Raw genomic sequence first — 17,518 nt, forward strand, 5'->3', positions numbered from 1 at the left:
ACCCTCACCCCCCCTACAAGCACCGCGAACAGCCCTACACCTGCGAGTTTTGGAGGATTTCCCATGCGGCCAAGCCGCCGTGCGCCCGACGAATTGCGCCCCGTGACGCTGGAGCGCGGCGTGGTCAAATATGCGGAAGGCTCCTGCCTCGTGAAATTCGGCGACACCCATGTGCTGGTGACCGCCACGCTGGAGGAGCGCCTGCCGCCGTGGCTGAAGGGCCAGGGCCGCGGCTGGGTCACCGCCGAATACGGCATGCTGCCGCGCGCAACCTCCGAACGCACCCGCCGCGAGGCCTCCGCCGGCAAGCAAAGCGGCCGTACCGTCGAGATCCAGCGCCTGATCGGCCGCTCGCTTCGCACCATCGTCGATCTCGAAGCGCTCGGTGAGCGCCAGATCACGGTCGATTGCGACGTGCTCCAGGCCGACGGCGGCACGCGCACGGCCTCGATCACCGGTGCCTGGGTCGCGCTGGCCGATTGCATCAACTGGATGAAGGCGCGCAACATGATCAAGACCAACGTCATGCGCGACAACGTCGCCGCGATCTCCTGCGGCATCTACAACGGCACGCCGGTGCTCGATCTCGACTACGCCGAGGATTCGGAAGCCCAGACCGACGCCAATTTCGTCATGACCGGCGATGGCCGCATCATCGAGGTGCAGGGCACGGCGGAACGCGAGCCGTTCACACAGGATGAGTTCCTGGCGCTGATGGCGCTGGCCCAGAAGGGCGTTGCCCGTCTGGTAGACTTGCAGAAACTGGCTGTGGCGTAGTCAATAGGCCCATGCACCGCCGAATCACGGACAAGCTGGTCATCGCGACCCACAATCCCGGCAAGCTCGCCGAGATGCGGGAGCTGCTTGCGCCGTACGGCATCGCGGCGGTGTCGGCCGGCGAGCTCGGCCTCGCCGAGCCGGACGAGACCGGCAGCGATTTCCGCAGCAACGCGGCGATCAAGGCGATCGCGGCGGCAAAGGCGACCAAGCTTCCCTCCTTCGCCGATGATTCCGGCATCGTCGTCGACGCGCTCGACGGTGCGCCCGGCATCTACAGCGCGCGCTGGGCCGGTCCGACCAAGGATTTCAACGCGGCAATGGCGCAGATCGAGCGGCTGTTGCAGGAGCGCGGCGCCACCACGCCGGACCGCCGAAGAGCGCATTTCGTCTCCGCGCTCTGCGTCGCCTGGCCCGACGATCATCTCGAAGAGGTCGAGGCGCGCGTCGACGGCACGCTGGTGTGGCCGCCGCGCGGGAATGCCGGCTTCGGCTACGATCCGATGTTCTTGCCCGATGGCCACAACCGCACTTTCGGCGAGATGGAAAGCATCGAGAAGCATGGCCTGCCGCCGCTTGGGCTCGGCCTGTCGCACCGCGCCCGCGCCTTCGTGAAACTGGCGGAGATCTGCCTTGAGCCGCGCTAAGGAAGCCTTCGGCGTCTACGTGCACTGGCCGTTCTGCCTGTCGAAATGTCCCTATTGCGACTTCAACAGCCACGTCCGCCACGCCGCGATCGACGAGGCGCGCTTCGCCTCCGCCTTCGCACGTGAGATCGAAACGACCTCGCAACGCGCGCCGGGCCGCGAGGTCACCTCGATCTTCCTCGGCGGCGGTACGCCGTCTTTGATGCAGCCTGCAACCGTCGGCGCCGTGCTCGATGCGATCGGCAAGCACTGGACCGTCGCAGGCGACGTCGAAGTCACGCTGGAGGCGAACCCGACCAGCGTCGAGGCCACGCGCTTCGCCGGTTATCGCACCGCCGGCGTCAACCGCGTCTCGCTCGGCGTGCAGGCGCTCGACGATGCCTCGCTGAAGGCGCTGGGCCGCATGCACAGCGCGCGCGAGGCGCTCGATGCCGTCGCCATCGCACGCCGCTCGTTCGACCGTTATTCATTCGACCTGATCTACGCCCGCCCCGACCAGACGCCGGCGATGTGGGCCGATGAGCTGCGTCTCGCCATCGATGAGGCGGCCGAGCACCTGTCGCTCTATCAATTGACGATCGAAGAGGGCACGCCGTTCTTCGGCCTGCACCAGGCCGGCAAATTGAAGACGCCGGACGAGGCGGTGGCGCGCGCCCTCTACGACGTCACGCAGGAGACCTGCGACAAGCTCGGACTGCCCGCCTACGAGATTTCCAATCACGCACGGCGCGGCGCCGAATGCCGGCACAATCTGGTCTATTGGCGCGGCGAGGAATATGCCGGCATCGGTCCGGGCGCGCATGGCCGGCTCGACATCGATGGCGTGCGACACGCCACAGCCACCGAGAAGCGACCCGAGGCCTGGCTGCTGCGGGTCGAGACCAACGGCCATGGCGTCGTCACCGACGACCTCCTCAACAGCGAGGAGCGCGCCGACGAATTCTTGCTGATGGGGTTGCGTCTCGCCGAGGGCATCGACCCCGAGCGCTACACCGCGCTGTCAGGCCGTTCGCTCGATCCCAAACGCATCACCCTGCTGCGCGAAGAAGGCGCGATCACAGTGGATGCGACGGGACGCTTGCGCGTGACCAGCAGCGGATTCCCGGTGCTGGATGCGGTGGTCGCAGATCTCGCGGCGTAGCGACGAAGAAAGATACGAACCACTAATAGTGGGGAACTAAGCGTCTATCGCTAGACTCAAGAACTCGAAGGCAGCACCATAGCCTTGCGAGTCGTTCCACTGATTCGCAACGTGGAGGGGAGCCGGTCCACCTGCAAGTTGATCCGGCTCCTCCCACTGGCGATCCCTAACCTAGGGGACCATCTGAGCAAAGGCCGCACGGGTCCACACCGGGCGGCTTTTGTGTTTAGGACATTCAGTCCTACTGAAATTCACCTTGCGCCTGATTTGGGCGTCTCGCCAAGAGAGAATGCAACGACGGCGCCCAATATTTTTGTGGAACTCCGTGTGGACGCAGCGTCGCAATAACACGGTGCCGTGTTGTGGCTACGCCCCGAAACTCTTCGGCGAGCCCGCGACCGCAACGCCGCCGCCCTGCGTCACCTTCATCACCGCGAGGCCACGCTCATTCGTGCCATCAGCGCGGAAGCGGAACAGGCCGTCGATGCCTGCGAAGCCGGAGGAGTTGGTCAGCACATCAGGCGAGAAGCGCGTCGTGCCCTGCGTGCGCGCCAGCGCGGCGACGAGGGCGACCGCGTCATAGGCCAGCGTCGCGGTGCGTATCGGCTCCGCACCGTATTTGGTGCGGTAGCGGCCGGAGAATGCACGGAAGCCGGCCGGGTCCGGCGCGGCATAGAGACCGCCTTGCAGGGCGGCGCTGGCATAGACGCGCGGACTGTCCCACAGGCCGGTGCCGAGCAGCTGGATGTTGCGCAAATTCGCGCCCGCCGCGCTCATCGCGTCCGCCACCGCCACGACGGCATCGCCGTCATCGGCAATGAACAACGCATCCGCACCGCCGAGCTGCTGCGCGACAGTGCGCGCCGGCGTTGCGCGATCGGCGCCGTATTTCTCGAAGGCGACGATGCGCTCGCCACGCCGCGGAACCGCCGCCTTCACAGCGGCTTCGACGACATTGCCATAGGCGTTGTCGGGCACCAGCACGGCGACCGAGCGCTTTCCGATGCTGGCGGAATATTCGACGATGCGATTGACGTCGGACTCCGGCAGGAACGAAAGCAGATAGACGCCGCGGCCGGCGATGCTGGAATCGGTCGAGAAGGCGATCACCGAGATGCCACGCGTGCGCGCGACCTGCGCCACCGCCGGCACCGACTGCGCGAACAGCGGCCCCAGGATGATCTCGGCGCCTTCGTCGACGGCCTGCTGCGCGCTGGCCTGCGCGCCTTGCGGGCTGCCATTGTCGTCCTTGATCAGGAGCTGGATGTTCGGGTTCTGGAACTCGGCCAGCGCCATCTCGGCGGCGTTGCGCATAGATTGCGCGGCAAGGCCGGCATTGCCGGCGGCCGAGAGCGGCAGGATCACGGCGACCTTGACCCCGCCGGTGCCGGCGGTCGTCGCCTGCTGCGGCGGGCCGGCCGGCTGGGCCGGCGGTGCGGAGGAACTGCTGAACGGGTTTGAGAACTGGCTGAGACTCTGCTGCACGCCGGCGCAGGCCGACAACAGGGGCGCGCCGAGCAAGAGGCCGAGCGCGCTCCTTCGGGTCGCTCCCGACATCAGGGACCCCGGAACGGGAGACTTTGGATAACGCGGGCCCACCATGGCAGCTTCTCTTCTGACCCGCCTTCTCGCCGACCGGTCACGACATTCCTTCCACGACACAAGCCGCGGATTCAGGCATATTGTCGGCAAATAGTTAACCGAAACAAAAGGATAATAGCCGCTTAACGCGGCCGTCTTTCCGTCCCGGCAACTGTTCGCCATCGCTTACGCAGCATCAAGGCGGCGTTTCGGTCGCGAATATGGCGCGAGGGCCCTCACTCCCTCTCGACGTGATCCTGATTGATCACATTCCCGTCCGTTCCTCACCCCTCACCTCGGCACGATCTTTTTCGGCGAGCCGGTTCCCAGCCCTGCGGATCGTGCCTAAGTTGGCTTCATTATGCGCGCAAAGCCGACCCCGATAAATACGCCTGAAGCTCAAGACGCCGCCTCGCGCGGTTTCTCCATCGATGCCCACCGGCTTCCCGCGCCGAAGGCGGCACCCGGCCTCCATCTGGTCGCAACCCCGATCGGCAATCTCGGCGACATCACGCTGCGTGCGCTCCAGACCCTCGCCGGCGTCGATGTCATCGCCTGCGAGGACACCCGCATCACCCGGCGTCTGACCGAGCGCTACGCCATCGCGGCGCAGCTCAAGCAATATCACGAACACAACGCGGAAGCCGCCCGCCCAAAAATCCTGGAGGCGCTGGGGCAGGGCGGCTCGATCGCGCTGGTATCCGACGCCGGCACGCCGCTGATCTCCGATCCCGGCTTCAAGCTGGTGCGCGAGGTCTGCGCCGCCGGCCATGCGGTGTATGCGCTGCCGGGCCCGTCCTCGGTGCTCGCCGCTTTGTCGGTCGCCGCGCTGCCGACCGACCGCTTCTTCTTCGAGGGTTTTTTGCCGGCCAAATCCGCCGCGCGCCGCGCGCGCCTTGTCGAACTCGCCCGCATCGATGCGACGCTGGTGATGTTCGAATCCGGCAACCGTGTGCAGGATACGCTCACTGAACTCGCCGAGATCATGGGCACGCGCGAGGCCGCGATCTGCCGCGAACTGACGAAGCTGCATGAGGAAATTTCGCGCGCGACGCTAGCCGAGCTCGCGCGCGATGCCGATGCGCTGGAAACGCGCGGCGAATTCGTGCTGGTGATCGCTCCGCCGGCGGCCGACGCCGAGGTGCTGACGTCGGATGCGCTGGACGGTCTCTTGCGCGAGCAGCTTGTTAGGCACAGCGTCAAGGATGCCGTTGCGCATGCGGTCGCGCTCTCGGGACGGCCGCGCCGCGAGATCTATGCCCGCGCACTCGAGCTCGCAAAAGATTCGCGGGGCGGCGATGGCGAAGACTGAGATCCCGAGGGAACCAAAGATCGCCTCGCCCGAGCGCGTTGCCGCATTCCACACCGGCATCTCGGCCGAGAGCCGTGCCGCCGCCTATCTCATGGCGAAGGGGTACCGCATCCTCGCCAAGCGCTATCGCACGGCGCATGGCGAGATCGACATCGTGGCGCGCCGCCGCAATCTGATCGCGTTCGTCGAGGTCAAGGCGCGGGCGACGCTGGACGACGCCGCTTTCGCCGTGACGCCGCGCCAGCAGCAGCGCATCATCGACGCCGCGCAAGGCTGGCTCGTAGCGCATCCCGAGCATGCCGAATTCGAATTGCGATTCGACGCCATGCTGATTGCACCGCGCTCACTTCCGCGCCATGTGTTGGCGGCATTCGACGCCTCGACCTGAAAGGCAGACCATGAAACTGAACGTCGCCGTCCAGATGGACCCCATCGCCCGCATCAACATCAAGGGCGATTCCACCTTTGCGCTGCTTCTGGAGGCGCAGAAGCGCGGACATGGCCTGTCCTATTACACGCCCGACAAGCTCTCGATGGTCGGGAAGGAGATCGTCGCCCCGGTTCAGCTCCTGACCGTGCGCGACGAGCCGGGCAATCACTTCACGCTGGGTGAGCCCAGGCGCGAAGCGCTCAACGGCTTTGACGTGGTGCTGCTGCGCCAGGACCCGCCGTTCGACCTTGCCTACATCACCTCGACGCACTTTCTGGAGCGCATCCATCCGAAGACGCTGGTGGTCAACGACCCGGCCTCGGTGCGCAACGCGCCGGAAAAGCTGTTCGTGATGAATTTTCCGCAGCTGATGCCGCCGACCCTGATCTCGCGCGACCTCGACGAGATCAACGCCTTCCGCGACAAGCACGGCGCCGTGGTGATGAAGCCGTTGCACGGCCATGGCGGCGCGGCGGTGTTCCGCGTGATGCCGCAGGACATGAACTTCGGCTCACTGTTCGACATGTTCTCGGTCACCTTCAGGGAGCCCTGGGTGATCCAGCAGTTCATCCCCGAGGTGAAGCATGGCGACAAGCGCATCATCCTCGTCAACGGCGAGTTCGCCGGCGCGGTCAACCGCGTGCCGGCCGCCGACGACCTCCGCTCCAACATGGTGCGCGGCGGCGCCGCGCAGGAAACCGAGCTAACCCCGCGCGAGCGCGAGATTTGCGCCACCGTCGGCCCGGCACTGCGTGAGCGCGGCCTGTTGTTCGTCGGCATCGACGTCATCAACGGCAACCTCACCGAGATCAACGTCACCTCGCCCACCGGCATCCGCGCCATTGCAAAGCTCGGCGGCCCCGACGTTGCGGCGAAGATCTGGGACGTGATCGAGCAGAAGCGGGCGAAATAGCCTCAGCTTGTAGCCCGGATGGAGCGCAGCGAAATCCGGGGTCTCACAACGTGTTACGCGGCCCCCGATTGCGCTTCGCTCCATCCGGGCTACGGACGATGCGCGCGGCGACTTGGCGCGCACTAACCACCCGTTCACCATGACGCGGAGCGTCCACACGCGCGCCACGCACTGCGTGAAACTACGGAGCCGCTGGCCGACCGAATAACGCCGCGTTCACCATCTGCCGAGAACCGGCATCGTGGCTGGTCATCGCGTTCGGCCTCGCAACACCCCTTATACTTTTACTCCCTACTCATCGACACGGGGGAACACGCCAGGTGCGGTTCGAGTGCCCCGCGTATGAGTAAAGCGTATGAACACCGCACGCATTGTCGTTCTCGTCATCGCGCTGGCCGCCGGCGGCGTCGCTGCGTATCTGGCGAGCGGCTATCAGAATGCGCCCGCACCCGCTGTGCCCGTCTCCGAGAAGCTGCCGACGGTCGAAGTCCTCATCGCCAAGAACGACATCCAGCTCGGTCAGGCCCTCAAGCCTGAGGATCTGCAGTGGCAGACCTGGCCGGCAGCGACTGCGAGCAGCGCCTTCATCCGCCGTGACAACAGGCCCGAAGCCCAAACGCAGATCGCCGGCTCGATCGCGCGCGTCCCCCTGATGCAGGGCGAGCCGATCCGCGAGCAGAAGCTGGTCAAGGCCGAAGGCTCCGGATTCATGGCCGCGATCCTGCCGTCGGGCATGCGCGCCGTCTCCACCGAGATTTCAGCCGAGACCGGCGCCGGCGGCTTCATTCTGCCGAACGACCACGTCGACATCGTCCTGACCCGTCGCCTGAAGAATCCCGATGGCGCGAACGGCGGCAACGACCTCATCCTGTCCGAGGTCATCCTGAGCAACATCCGCGTGCTCGCGATCGACCAGGCCCCGAAGGAAAAGGACGGCCAGAACGCCGTGATCGGCAAGACCGTCACGCTCGAGCTCAAGCCGGATCAAGTCGCCACGCTGTCGGCCGCGCGCCAGGGCGGCGCGCTCCAGCTCGCGCTGCGGAGCATCGTCGATGCCAAGGCCGTGGAGAGTCCGGTCGAAGAACAGACGGCCAAGCGTTCCGACGGCGTCAACGTGATCCGCTACGGGGTGCAGGCGCGGCAATTGACGTCACAGAAGTGATGATGGGGATAGCATGAAGGACGGGGATGATCGGACGGGCCTGCGCATTCGGGGGAAGCGCGCGTGCTCGTTCTTGCCGGTGATGATGCTGATGCTGGGGCTGCTCGCAGCCCCCGACTGCGTCAGCGCCGCGGATGCGCCGGTCGGTGACCAGGCGCCGATGCAGGCGCCGGATCTCGACCTGTCGCCGGTCGCGTCGATCGCGCCGGCGCGATCGCGTTTTCTCTCGCTTGGCGTGGGCAAATCCGTCGTCATCGACCTGCCCCGCGAGGTCAAGGACGTGCTGGTGGCCGATCCCAAGATCGCCAATGCAGTCATTCGCTCGGCCCAGCGCGCCTATATCATCGGCGGCCAGGTCGGCCAGACCAACGTCGTGTTCTTCACCGCCGACGGCCAGCAGGTCGCCGCCTATGACATCGCGGTGAAGCGCGATCTCAACGGCATGCGCGCGGCCCTGCGCCAGTCCCTGCCCGGCGTGCAGATCGAAGGCGTCGGCGACAGCGTGATGCTGACCGGATCGGTGTCGAGCCCGGTCGAGGCACAGCAGGCCGGGGACGTCGCCGCCAAGCTCGTCGGCGGCTCGGACAAGGTCGTCAACAACATCGTCGTGCGCGGCCGCGATCAGGTGATGCTCAAGGTCGTCGTCGGCGAAGTGCGCCGCGACATCGTCAAGCAGCTCGGCGTCGATCTCAGCGCCAGCCTGAATGCCGGCACGGCGGTGGTGAATTTCAACAATTCCAATCCGTTCTCGGTCTCGGGCGGGCCAATCGTCGGCAGCAACGGGCTCGGCGTCGCCGGCCTCGCCAAGGGCTTCGCCACCGTCAGCGCCACCATGCGCGCGATGGAGAGCGCCGGCGTCATGCGCACGCTCGCCGAGCCGAGCCTGACCGCGATCTCGGGCGAATCCGCCACCTTCATCGCCGGCGGCGAATTCCCGATTCCCGCAGGCTATTCCTGCGATCCCGTCACCCACGTCTGCACCACCCAGGTCACCTACAAGAAGTTCGGCATCTCCCTTAACTTCACCCCGGTCGTGCTCGCCGAAGGCCGCATCAGCCTGCGCGTGATGACCGAAGTCTCGGAGCTGTCGAATACGAACGCGATCACGCTGACGCAGGCGGTGTCCTCGAACTCGAGCAACTCGATCACCATCCCCTCGATTCAGACCCGCCGCGCGGAGACCACGCTGGAAATTCCCTCAGGCGGCTCGATGGCGATGGCCGGCCTGATCCAGCAGAAGACCAAGCAGGCGATCAACGGCCTGCCCGGCGTCGACCAGGTGCCGATCATCGGCGCGCTGTTCCGCAGCCAGGACTTCGTCAACAACGAGACCGAGCTGATGGTGATCGTGACGCCCTATGTGGTGCGCGCGGTCGCCCAGAAAGAACTGGCACGGCCCGACGACGGCTTCGCGCCGGCCTCGGACGCGCAGTCGGCGCTGCTCGGCCGCATGAACCGTCTCTACGGCGTCGCGCGCCGTGTCGATCCGATCGCCGGCACGCCGGGTGATTTCGGCTTCATCATCGACTGAGACGGACGGTTTGGGGACCGGCAAGAAAACGGGGCAAGAGGGGACCAGGCGATGACGACAACATCAGCCGATCGACGTCGCAACCTGCGGGTCGCGCTGGCACTGACGGGCCTCTCCGTCATGCTGGGCGCCTGCAACACCACCGGCGAGATCGTCACCCAGACGGTGCCGACCGACTATCGTCAGCGTCACCCGATCGCGGTCCAGGAAGGCAAGAAGTCGATCGTGATCTTCGTCGGCAAGGCGAGGGGCGGCCTCTCGGCCGCGCAGCATTCGGACGTCGCGGGCATCGCCCGGGACTGGGTGCGCGAAGGCACCGGCTCCGTCGTCGTCGATGTTCCCGTCGACAGCGCGAATTCGCGCGCCGCGGCCGCGACCTATCGGGAGATCCGATCCGTGCTCGCATCCGGCGGCGTGCCGTCGCGGGCCATCGTTCAGCATCCCTATCGCCCTGAAGATCCCGGGCTGCTGCCCACCATCCGCCTGAGCTATTCCAGGATCGCCGCGGTCGCTGGCCCCTGCGGGCTGTGGCCGGAAGACGTCGGACCCAACATCCTCGATCCCGGCTACAACGAGAACCGGCCCTATTTCAACCTGGGCTGCGCCAGCCAGCGCAATCTCGCGGCGATGATCGACAACCCTGCCGATCTCGAGCAGCCGCGCGCCGAGACACCCGCTTATACCGCGCGACGCGACATCGCTTTCGAACGTTACCGCAAGGGCACGCCGATCGCGACCCCCTCACCCGATTCCGACAAGGCCAAACTCAGCGATACCGGCAAATGACACGCCTCCACGACGAAGACGCGGACGATCCGCAGCACCCCGAGGAACACATTGCGCCGGTTCCTCGCATCTCGGTGCAGGCCTTTTGCGAGACCGAGAAGACGCTCGCCGCCGTGACCGCGGCGGGGCAGGACCGCCGGCTCGCCAAGGCGCATCTCACCGCCAAGGATGGCGGCCTTGCCGCGGCGATCGAAGTCTATGAAACGATGCCGACGCCGAACGTGATCGTGATCGAATCCGACGGCACGCGCGACATCCTCGAGGGGCTCGACGACCTCGCCGGCGTCTGCGACCCCGGCACGCGCGTGGTCGTGATCGGCAATCCCAACGACACTGCGCCCTATCGCGAGCTGGTGCGCCGCGGCGTCAACGATTACGTGGTCGGACCGGTCGAAACCCTCGACGTCGTCCGCTCGATCTGCAGCCTGTTCTCAGCCTCCGAGGCCATCATCACCGGCCGCGTCATCGCGGTGGTCGGCGCCAAGGGCGGCGTCGGCGCCTCCACCGTCGCGCACAACGTGGCCTGGACCATCGCCCGTGACCTCGCGCTCGATTCCGTCGTGATCGACCTCGACCTCGCCTTCGGCACCGCGGGCCTCGACTACAACCAGGACCCGGTGCAGGGCATCGCCAACGCGGTGCTGTCGCAGGACCGGCCGGACACGGCGCTGATGGAGCGCCTGCTCTCCAAATGCACCGAGCGCCTCAGCCTTCTCGCGGCGCCTGCCACGCTCGACCGCGTCTACGATTTCGGCGCCGAAGCCTTCGACGCCATATTCGACACGCTGCGCATGACCACGCCCTGCATCGTGCTCGACGTCCCGCACCAATGGTCCGGGTGGACGCGGCGCGCGCTGGTGAATGCCGACGACATCGTGATCGTCGCCGAGCCCGATCTCGCCAATCTGCGCAACACCAAGAACATGCTAAGCGTGTTGAAAGCAGCGCGACCGAACGACCGGCCGCCGCTGTACTGCCTCAACCAGGTCGGTATGCACAAGCGGGCGGAGATCGAGGTCAAGGCGTTCGCCAAGACCATGGAAAGCCAGCCGATCGCGGTGATCCCGTTCGATTCGAAGCTGTTTTCAACCGCGGCCAATAACGGCCAGATGATCGCGGAAGTCTCCAAGAATCACCGCACCACCGAGCTGTTTCAGAACATGGCGAACCGCCTCGCCGGCCGCGGCGAGGTGAAGAAGCCGAAGCGCTCGTTGCTCGCGCCGCTGCTGAAGAAGCTGAAGGGCAGGCCCGGGCGCGGATCAGCCCCGCATCGCAAGGCGTCGTAGCCGCTCGGGCAGGATGGACTATTTGTCCGCCCGTTGCTGCTTCTTCGCCAGCAGCTGCCGCAGCGCCGTGACCTTTGCCGCGGCCTGATCGGGCGGCAGATCTGCCTTCACGAGGATTTCGGCCTCGGCCTCGCGGCCTTGCAATCCCAGCACGAGCGCCAGATTGGCGCGGACCCGCGCGTCGTTCTGATTGCGCTGATAAGCGCGGCCGAGCACCTGTTCGGCCTTCGGCAGATTGCTTTGCAGCATATAGGACAGGCCGAGATTGGACAGCACGGTCGGCTCGTTCGGCACGATCTTCAACGCCGCGGCGTAATATTGCTGTGCTTCCTCGTTGCGGCCGAGCTGATCGAGCGCCGCGCCCTGCGCCGACAGGATGCGCCAATCGGGATCCTCAGGCGAATGCGCGCGGCCGAGGACGTCGAAGGCCTGCTGGAAATTGCCATTGTCGGCGAGCGCTCGGCCATAGCCGGCGAGCAGCGCCTTGTTGCTGGAATGACCGAGCACGGCCTGCTCCATCACCGCAACCGCCTGCGCGCGCTGGCCGCTCTCGCGCAGCGCCTTGCCGTAGGCGAGCGCAATGTCGGGATCACCAGGCTTGGCGCGATAACGCTCGCGCAAAGCGTCCATGTCCGGCGTTGCGTCGGCCTTGACAGCGGTTTCCGATCTGACGCCGAGCGCGCCGGTCACGTCCTCGATGCCAGCGGTCTGGCAACCGCCGAGAGTGAGCACCAGGAGTGCGGGAAGCAGCAATCTCGCCGCAGGAAAGGCGAGGGACGAACGCTTGGACATACTCTGATCACTCGGCAACTGATCAGAGATGCTTACCGATTAACGCTAAAGTCCCGTTAAGGACGCGCCCCCCAAAGACCCTAGTCGGTGAATTCGGCGCCGAACTCGCAGCCGATGCGCCAGCGCAGGCGGCATTGACGGGAATAGTCGGGCGCGAAGATGATGGTGAATTGCGGCGGCACTTCCAAAAATTCCGCCACCACTTTCACGCCACCATCCGAGATATCCGTGATCGTGCAGTCCCGCGGCAGCGAGCCCGCGCCAAAATGGATCTTGGCGAGCCGGCTGCACATCCGACGTTCGCTTCTCCGGCGATTTGCAAGCATTTGGATTGTTCACCCGTTGACCACGGCCCATCCCGCAGCCCTAGGAGTAGCGGACATTCGTTGGAATGTGTTGAGGACAGAAGCTGGCATTCGAAGCGTAGTGTCGGCTTGGCGTTTACGCCTGATTAAGGTTTGCCCGCCCTCCAGGATCGTTCCCGTATTGTTCTTGCGGAGAAGGCCGGGCTCTGCTACCCCTAATTGTGCGAGAGGGGCAGGCTGGTTTGAGCATGGTTCAGCGGGTTTCTACCGTCGCCTTTGAGGGGATCGAGGCCCGCGCGGTCGACGTGCAGGTCCAGGTCGCGCCCGGCCTGCCGGCCTTCGCCATCGTTGGCCTTCCGGACAAGGCGGTGTCGGAGGCGCGCGAGCGGGTCCGCTCGGCGCTGATCGCCTCCGGCCTGGCGCTGCCGGCGCGCCGGATCATCGTCAATCTGGCGCCGGCCGACCTGCCCAAGGAGGGCAGCCATTACGACCTGCCGATCGCGCTCGGCCTGATGGCGGCGATCGGCGCGATCCCGCCGGATGCGCTGACCGGCTTCACCGTGCTCGGCGAGCTTGGCCTCGACGGCTCGATCGCGCCCGTGGCCGGCGTGCTTCCCGCCGCCATCGGCGCCAATATGCGCGAGGAAGGGCTGATCTGCCCGGCGTCCTGCGGCTCCGAAGCGGCCTGGGCGAGCCCGGACATCCAGATCATCGCGGCAAGCTCGCTGATCCAGATCGCCAACCATTTCAAAGGCACGCAGGTGCTGTCGCGGCCCTCGCCGAAGGTGCATGAGGCCGCCGCCTCCACGCTCGACCTGCGCGACATCAAGGGTCAGGAAAGCGCCAAGCGGGCGCTGGAGATCGCGGCTGCCGGCGGGCATCATTTGCTCATGATCGGCGCGCCCGGCGCCGGCAAATCGATGCTGGCGGCGCGGCTGCCCTCGATCCTGCCGCCGCTCTCGCCGGGCGAGCTGCTCGAGGTCTCGATGATCGCGTCCGTCGCCGGCGAGATCGAAGGCGGCGCGCTGACGGCGCGGCGGCCGTTCCGCTCGCCGCATCATTCCGCGAGCATGGCCGCGCTCACCGGCGGCGGCATGCGCGCCAAGCCCGGCGAGATCTCGCTGGCGCATCAGGGCGTGCTGTTCCTCGACGAGCTGCCCGAATTCGATCCGCGCGTGCTGGATTCGCTGCGGCAGCCGCTGGAGAACGGCGAGGTCGCCGTGTCGCGCGCCAATCACCGCGTCACCTACCCTGCCCGCTTCATGCTGGTCGCAGCGATGAATCCGTGCCGCTGCGGCAACGCGTTCGAGCCCGGCTATGCCTGCAAGCGTGGCCGCATCGATCGCTGCACCGGCGATTATCAGGCGCGCATCTCTGGCCCGCTGATGGACCGCATCGATCTGCGCATCGAGGTGCCGGCCGTGACCGCGGCCGATCTGATCCTGCCGCCGCCGGCGGAGGGATCGGCCGAGGTCGCCGCGCGCGTGGCGGCGGCGCGCGACATCCAGCTCGTGCGTTATGCAGATGCCGGTCTGCCCAATGTCCGCACCAATGCCGAGGCCCCCGCCTCCGTGCTGGAGGAGATCGCCAAGCCGGACGCGCAAGGCCAGAAATTGCTGCGCGACGCCGCCGAGACCATGCGGCTGTCGGCGCGCGGCTATCACCGCGTGCTGCGGGTGGCGCGCACGCTGGCCGATCTCGATCATTCCGACAAGATCGGCCGGCTGCATCTGGCCGAGGCGCTGTCCTATCGCGCACTCGCGGAGGATGTGCGGCAGCTGGCTTGATCACTCCGCGCATCAACTCGGCGGTAACGAGTTTCCTTTACGCTCTGCAAACCATAGGGACCGATGAGTTCCCGAGCGGCCTGTGCGAGTAGAGTGTCATGTTGCGTTTCAAGATCCTGGCCTCGGTTGTTCCCCTCCTGGCGGCTGTTGCATTCGCCCGCGGCGAGATCGGATCGGTCTCACATCCCTGCATCGCGCTCGGCGACACCTCGGTCGAGCTGACCTCGCTGTTCTGGACCGCCGGCGTGCACGTCGCCTTCACCGAGGATCCGGAGCGCGCCACTGTGCGGGTTCAGATCACCGATGATGCTGACGCTGCGGACTTCGCCGTGGTGGATGACGGCCTCGGTTCCGAACCGGACTCCTGCCAGGCCAATCCGTCGACACGACTGATCTCGATCGCGGCGCAGCCGGTCGATGGCGGACCGGTGGTCTACCTCTCCACCGAAGGGCCGGCCGATTACCGCATCTATGTGCGCTCGAAGTCGTTCTCGCAGCGCGAGGCGGCGGCGCTGATCGTCGGCGCCCATGGCGGCCATCGCCCGCTCCCGCTCCAGGCCGCTTCGCTGTAAATCATTTGAGCATGATCTTTCGGAAAACCGCCGAACACTTTGCGCTAACGCGGCCCTTCGGGTCCGGATCATGCTCTGAGGCGTTAACACCTCGTTAGTCCTGTTTGGAGGCGGCGCCAAAGCCTCAAGCTGTTCGCAAGGTCGGCGCGACATCGTCACAGCCGGCGGGTGGCAGGATTTCGAAAAGAGTCGGGGTCGGTGACGATGGGTCGGACGTTCCGGATCAAGGTGCGCATGCGCCGCTTCAGGCGACAGCACCCCCGAATTGCCTTTGCGATCCGCTCCTTCATGATCTTCTCGGCGACCTTCGGCGGCGCCTATGGTTTCGTGACCGGCAGCCGGTCCGAGAATTCCGGTTACGATCCCCACGCCTTCGCGATCGGCGCCAGCTTCCTGTTCGCGCTGGCCTGCCTCGGCCTTGCGACGCTGAGCATGCGCCTGCGTTTCGTCAACAAGCGGCTGCGGACGCTCGCCGCCCACAACGAGACGCTGATCGACCGCAATTGGGAGCTGAAGGAAGCGGAAGAACGCGCCCGCAGCCTGTTCGAACAGCAGGGCGATCTCATCGTGCTGCGCGACACAAGCGGCCGCATCACCTTTGCCAACGAGGCCTATTGCGCACTCGCCGGACAGGCGCGCAGCGCGCTGGTCGGCACGCGTTTCGACTTCGACGTGCTGGAGCAGGGCGACAGCGCGCGCGAGAGCAACGGCACGCGCATCCACGACCAGAAGATCGCAACCCCGCTCGGCGCGCGCTGGATCGCTTGGCGCGAGGGCTACGTCCGCCTCGACGCCGGGCAACCCGCCGAATTGCAGAGCGTGGGACGCGACGTCACCGATCGCACCGAGACCGAACGCGCGCTGTCCGACGCGCGCGACCAGGCCGATGCCGCCAACCGCGCCAAATCGCGCTTTCTGGCGATGGCCTCGCACGAGATCCGCACGCCGCTGAACGGCATCATCGGCATGGGCGGCCTGTTGCTCGACACCAATCTGACGCCGGAGCAGACCACCTACGCCAGAGCGGTGAAGACGTCAGGCGAAGCCCTGATGGCGCTGATCGAGGAGCTGCTCGACTATTCCAAGATCGAGGCGGGCAAGCTCGATCTCGAGCAACGCCCGTTCGCGCTCTCGACCCTGGTCGAGGAGATCACCGAGCTTCTCGCGCCGCGCGCGCAGGCAAAGCAGCTCGAAATCGCGGCCTATGTCGACGAGCGCCTGCCGCTTGAAGTCGTCGGCGACGCCGCGCGGCTGCGCCAGGTACTGCTCAATCTCGCCGGCAACGCCATCAAGTTCACAAGCAACGGCGGCGTCGCGCTAATCGTCGAACCCGGCATCTGGCCGAACGAGATCAGCTTCCTGGTCCGCGACACCGGCATCGGCATCGCACCGGAAGCACAGCAACGCATCTTCCGCGAGTTCGAGCAGGCCGACGAGCGCATCGCCCGCACCTATGGCGGCACCGGGCTTGGCCTTTCCATCAGCGAGCGCATCGCAAGGCGCATGGGCGGCCGGATCACGCTCACGAGCGAGCCGGGCAAAGGCTCTACGTTCGAGATCGCGGTGCCGCTTCCGCGGTCGCAAGCCAGCGCGGGACAGACGGCCTTTCCCAGTCCCGACCTCGCCGGCAAGTCGATGCTCCTGGTCGCCGACGGCATCGAGGCCTCGCTGATCGCGCGGCGCCTGGAGCGTTGGGGCGGCCAGACCTGCATGGTGGCGGATGCGGCGGTCGCCGAAGCGCTGCTGCCCGAACGCTCATGGCACGCCGTGCTGATCGATCGTGCGATCGGCCCTGCCATAGCCGACCGCCTGGGCGAAATCGCCCGAGTGCATGCGCCACAGCGCCTCGTGTTGCTGACGTCGGGCTCGCGCCATGAAAAGCTGTCGCCGGCCTTCACCGGCTTTCTGGTGAAGCCGGTGCGGGCAGCCTCGCTCGCCGCGCGCTTCGCGCTGACGCCGGAGGTCGCTTCACCTGATATTGCGCCGGAACCACCGGCTGAAGCCGCCGGTGCGAAACCCACAAAGGGCCTGTCGATCCTCGTCGCCGAGGACAACGAGATCAACGCGCTGTTGATGCGCTCGTTGCTGACGAAACTCGGCCATCGCGTCGTCATCGCCGTCCATGGCGAGGCCGCGCTGGAATCCTGGCTCGCCGCGTCATCGGCCGGCACGCCTTATGATCTCGTGCTGATGGATATTCAGATGCCACAGCTCGACGGCATCGAAGCGACGAAGCGTATCCGCGCGCATGAGGCCGCCACCGGCAGCCACCACACACCGATCCTCGCGCTCACCGCCAATACGCTGGTGGAGGATCGCTATGCCTGCTTCGAGGCAGGCATGAACGGATTTCTGATCAAGCCGCTCGACCGGGAGAAGCTTGAAGAGGCGCTGGCTGGCCTGGCGGCGTCACGGCGGCTGGCCGTCTGATCCGGAATTCGCGGGAACCTTCATCGCGGCGGGCAATCGATAATTGAAATCGACCGCGTTGCGCGT

At 66.2% G+C, this 17,518-nt stretch carries 16 protein-coding genes; 13 read left to right on the forward strand and 3 right to left on the reverse strand.

Features of this window, described 5'->3' with window-relative positions; all coding sequences use genetic code 11:
* The first annotated feature begins 63 nt into the window (after positions 1–63).
* Genes rph through hemW form a run of 3 tightly spaced genes read left to right on the forward strand, consistent with a single transcriptional unit; the run spans position 64 to position 2,565 of the window.
* Complete coding sequence (rph, locus tag IVA81_RS18305; RefSeq protein WP_247320546.1) at positions 64–777, forward strand: ribonuclease PH; 714 nt, start codon at positions 64–66, stop codon at positions 775–777.
* Between the two features lie 11 nt (positions 778–788).
* Positions 789–1,424, forward strand: a complete 636-nt coding sequence (gene rdgB, locus IVA81_RS18310) for an RdgB/HAM1 family non-canonical purine NTP pyrophosphatase (RefSeq protein WP_247320548.1) — start codon at positions 789–791, stop codon at positions 1,422–1,424.
* Entirely contained in the window at positions 1,411–2,565 is a 1,155-nt protein-coding gene (gene hemW, locus IVA81_RS18315; RefSeq protein WP_247320550.1) for a radical SAM family heme chaperone HemW, read from the forward strand. The genes rdgB and hemW overlap by 14 nt, the downstream gene beginning before the upstream one ends.
* Before the next feature lie 366 nt (positions 2,566–2,931).
* Here hemW and IVA81_RS18320 read toward each other — a convergent pair whose 3' ends face one another.
* Entirely contained in the window at positions 2,932–4,167 is a 1,236-nt protein-coding gene (locus IVA81_RS18320; RefSeq protein ID WP_247320552.1) for a penicillin-binding protein activator, read from the reverse strand.
* A gap of 340 nt (positions 4,168–4,507) precedes the next feature.
* Here IVA81_RS18320 and rsmI point away from each other — a divergent pair, with 340 nt between their 5' ends.
* The 7 genes from rsmI (at position 4,508) to IVA81_RS18355 (ending at position 11,566) form a co-directional block, all read left to right on the forward strand.
* The gene (gene rsmI / locus IVA81_RS18325) at positions 4,508–5,458 is read left to right on the forward strand and encodes a 16S rRNA (cytidine(1402)-2'-O)-methyltransferase (RefSeq protein WP_247320554.1); all 951 of its coding nucleotides are present in this window, start codon (positions 4,508–4,510) and stop codon (positions 5,456–5,458) included.
* Positions 5,445–5,846 carry a YraN family protein gene (locus IVA81_RS18330; protein ID WP_247320556.1) on the forward strand — a complete coding sequence of 134 codons (402 nt, stop codon included), beginning with the start codon at positions 5,445–5,447 and terminating at the stop codon, positions 5,844–5,846. Before rsmI ends, IVA81_RS18330 begins: the two co-directional genes overlap by 14 nt.
* A gap of 10 nt (positions 5,847–5,856) precedes the next feature.
* On the forward strand, positions 5,857–6,801 hold the full coding sequence (gene gshB / locus IVA81_RS18335) for a glutathione synthase (RefSeq protein WP_247320557.1): 945 nt from the start codon (positions 5,857–5,859) through the stop codon (positions 6,799–6,801).
* 355 nt (positions 6,802–7,156) lie between these two features.
* On the forward strand, positions 7,157–7,963 hold the full coding sequence (gene cpaB / locus IVA81_RS18340; protein ID WP_247320560.1) for a Flp pilus assembly protein CpaB: 807 nt from the start codon (positions 7,157–7,159) through the stop codon (positions 7,961–7,963).
* 13 nt (positions 7,964–7,976) lie between these two features.
* Positions 7,977–9,494, forward strand: coding sequence for a type II and III secretion system protein family protein (locus IVA81_RS18345; RefSeq protein ID WP_247320563.1), 1,518 nt, complete (start codon positions 7,977–7,979; stop codon positions 9,492–9,494).
* Positions 9,495–9,545: 51 nt separating this feature from the next.
* Entirely contained in the window at positions 9,546–10,280 is a 735-nt protein-coding gene (locus IVA81_RS18350) for a CpaD family pilus assembly protein (RefSeq protein ID WP_247320564.1), read from the forward strand.
* Complete coding sequence (locus tag IVA81_RS18355; protein WP_247320566.1) at positions 10,277–11,566, forward strand: AAA family ATPase; 1,290 nt, start codon at positions 10,277–10,279, stop codon at positions 11,564–11,566. Before IVA81_RS18350 ends, IVA81_RS18355 begins: the two co-directional genes overlap by 4 nt.
* An 18-nt stretch (positions 11,567–11,584) precedes the next feature.
* On the opposite strand, the gene IVA81_RS18360 is transcribed toward IVA81_RS18355, so the two are convergent.
* Both IVA81_RS18360 and IVA81_RS18365 read right to left on the reverse strand, forming a co-directional pair.
* Entirely contained in the window at positions 11,585–12,358 is a 774-nt protein-coding gene (locus IVA81_RS18360; protein ID WP_247320568.1) for a tetratricopeptide repeat protein, read from the reverse strand.
* An 80-nt stretch (positions 12,359–12,438) separates the two neighbouring features.
* A complete protein-coding gene (locus tag IVA81_RS18365; RefSeq protein WP_091965316.1) occupies positions 12,439–12,684 on the reverse strand; it encodes a PilZ domain-containing protein in 246 nt (81 codons plus the stop codon).
* 227 nt (positions 12,685–12,911) lie between these two features.
* Here IVA81_RS18365 and IVA81_RS18370 point away from each other — a divergent pair, with 227 nt between their 5' ends.
* The 3 genes from IVA81_RS18370 (at position 12,912) to IVA81_RS18380 (ending at position 17,452) form a co-directional block, all read left to right on the forward strand.
* Positions 12,912–14,450, forward strand: a complete 1,539-nt coding sequence (locus IVA81_RS18370; protein ID WP_247320570.1) for a YifB family Mg chelatase-like AAA ATPase — start codon at positions 12,912–12,914, stop codon at positions 14,448–14,450.
* Positions 14,451–14,548: 98 nt separating this feature from the next.
* A complete protein-coding gene (locus IVA81_RS18375; RefSeq protein ID WP_247320572.1) occupies positions 14,549–15,022 on the forward strand; it encodes a hypothetical protein in 474 nt (157 codons plus the stop codon).
* Positions 15,023–15,226: 204 nt separating this feature from the next.
* Positions 15,227–17,452 carry an ATP-binding protein gene (locus tag IVA81_RS18380; protein ID WP_247320836.1) on the forward strand — a complete coding sequence of 742 codons (2,226 nt, stop codon included), beginning with the start codon at positions 15,227–15,229 and terminating at the stop codon, positions 17,450–17,452.
* Positions 17,453–17,518: the final 66 nt, after the last annotated feature.

It is taken from the genome of Bradyrhizobium sp. 141, assembly GCF_023074055.1.
GTDB lineage: Bacteria > Pseudomonadota > Alphaproteobacteria > Rhizobiales > Xanthobacteraceae > Bradyrhizobium.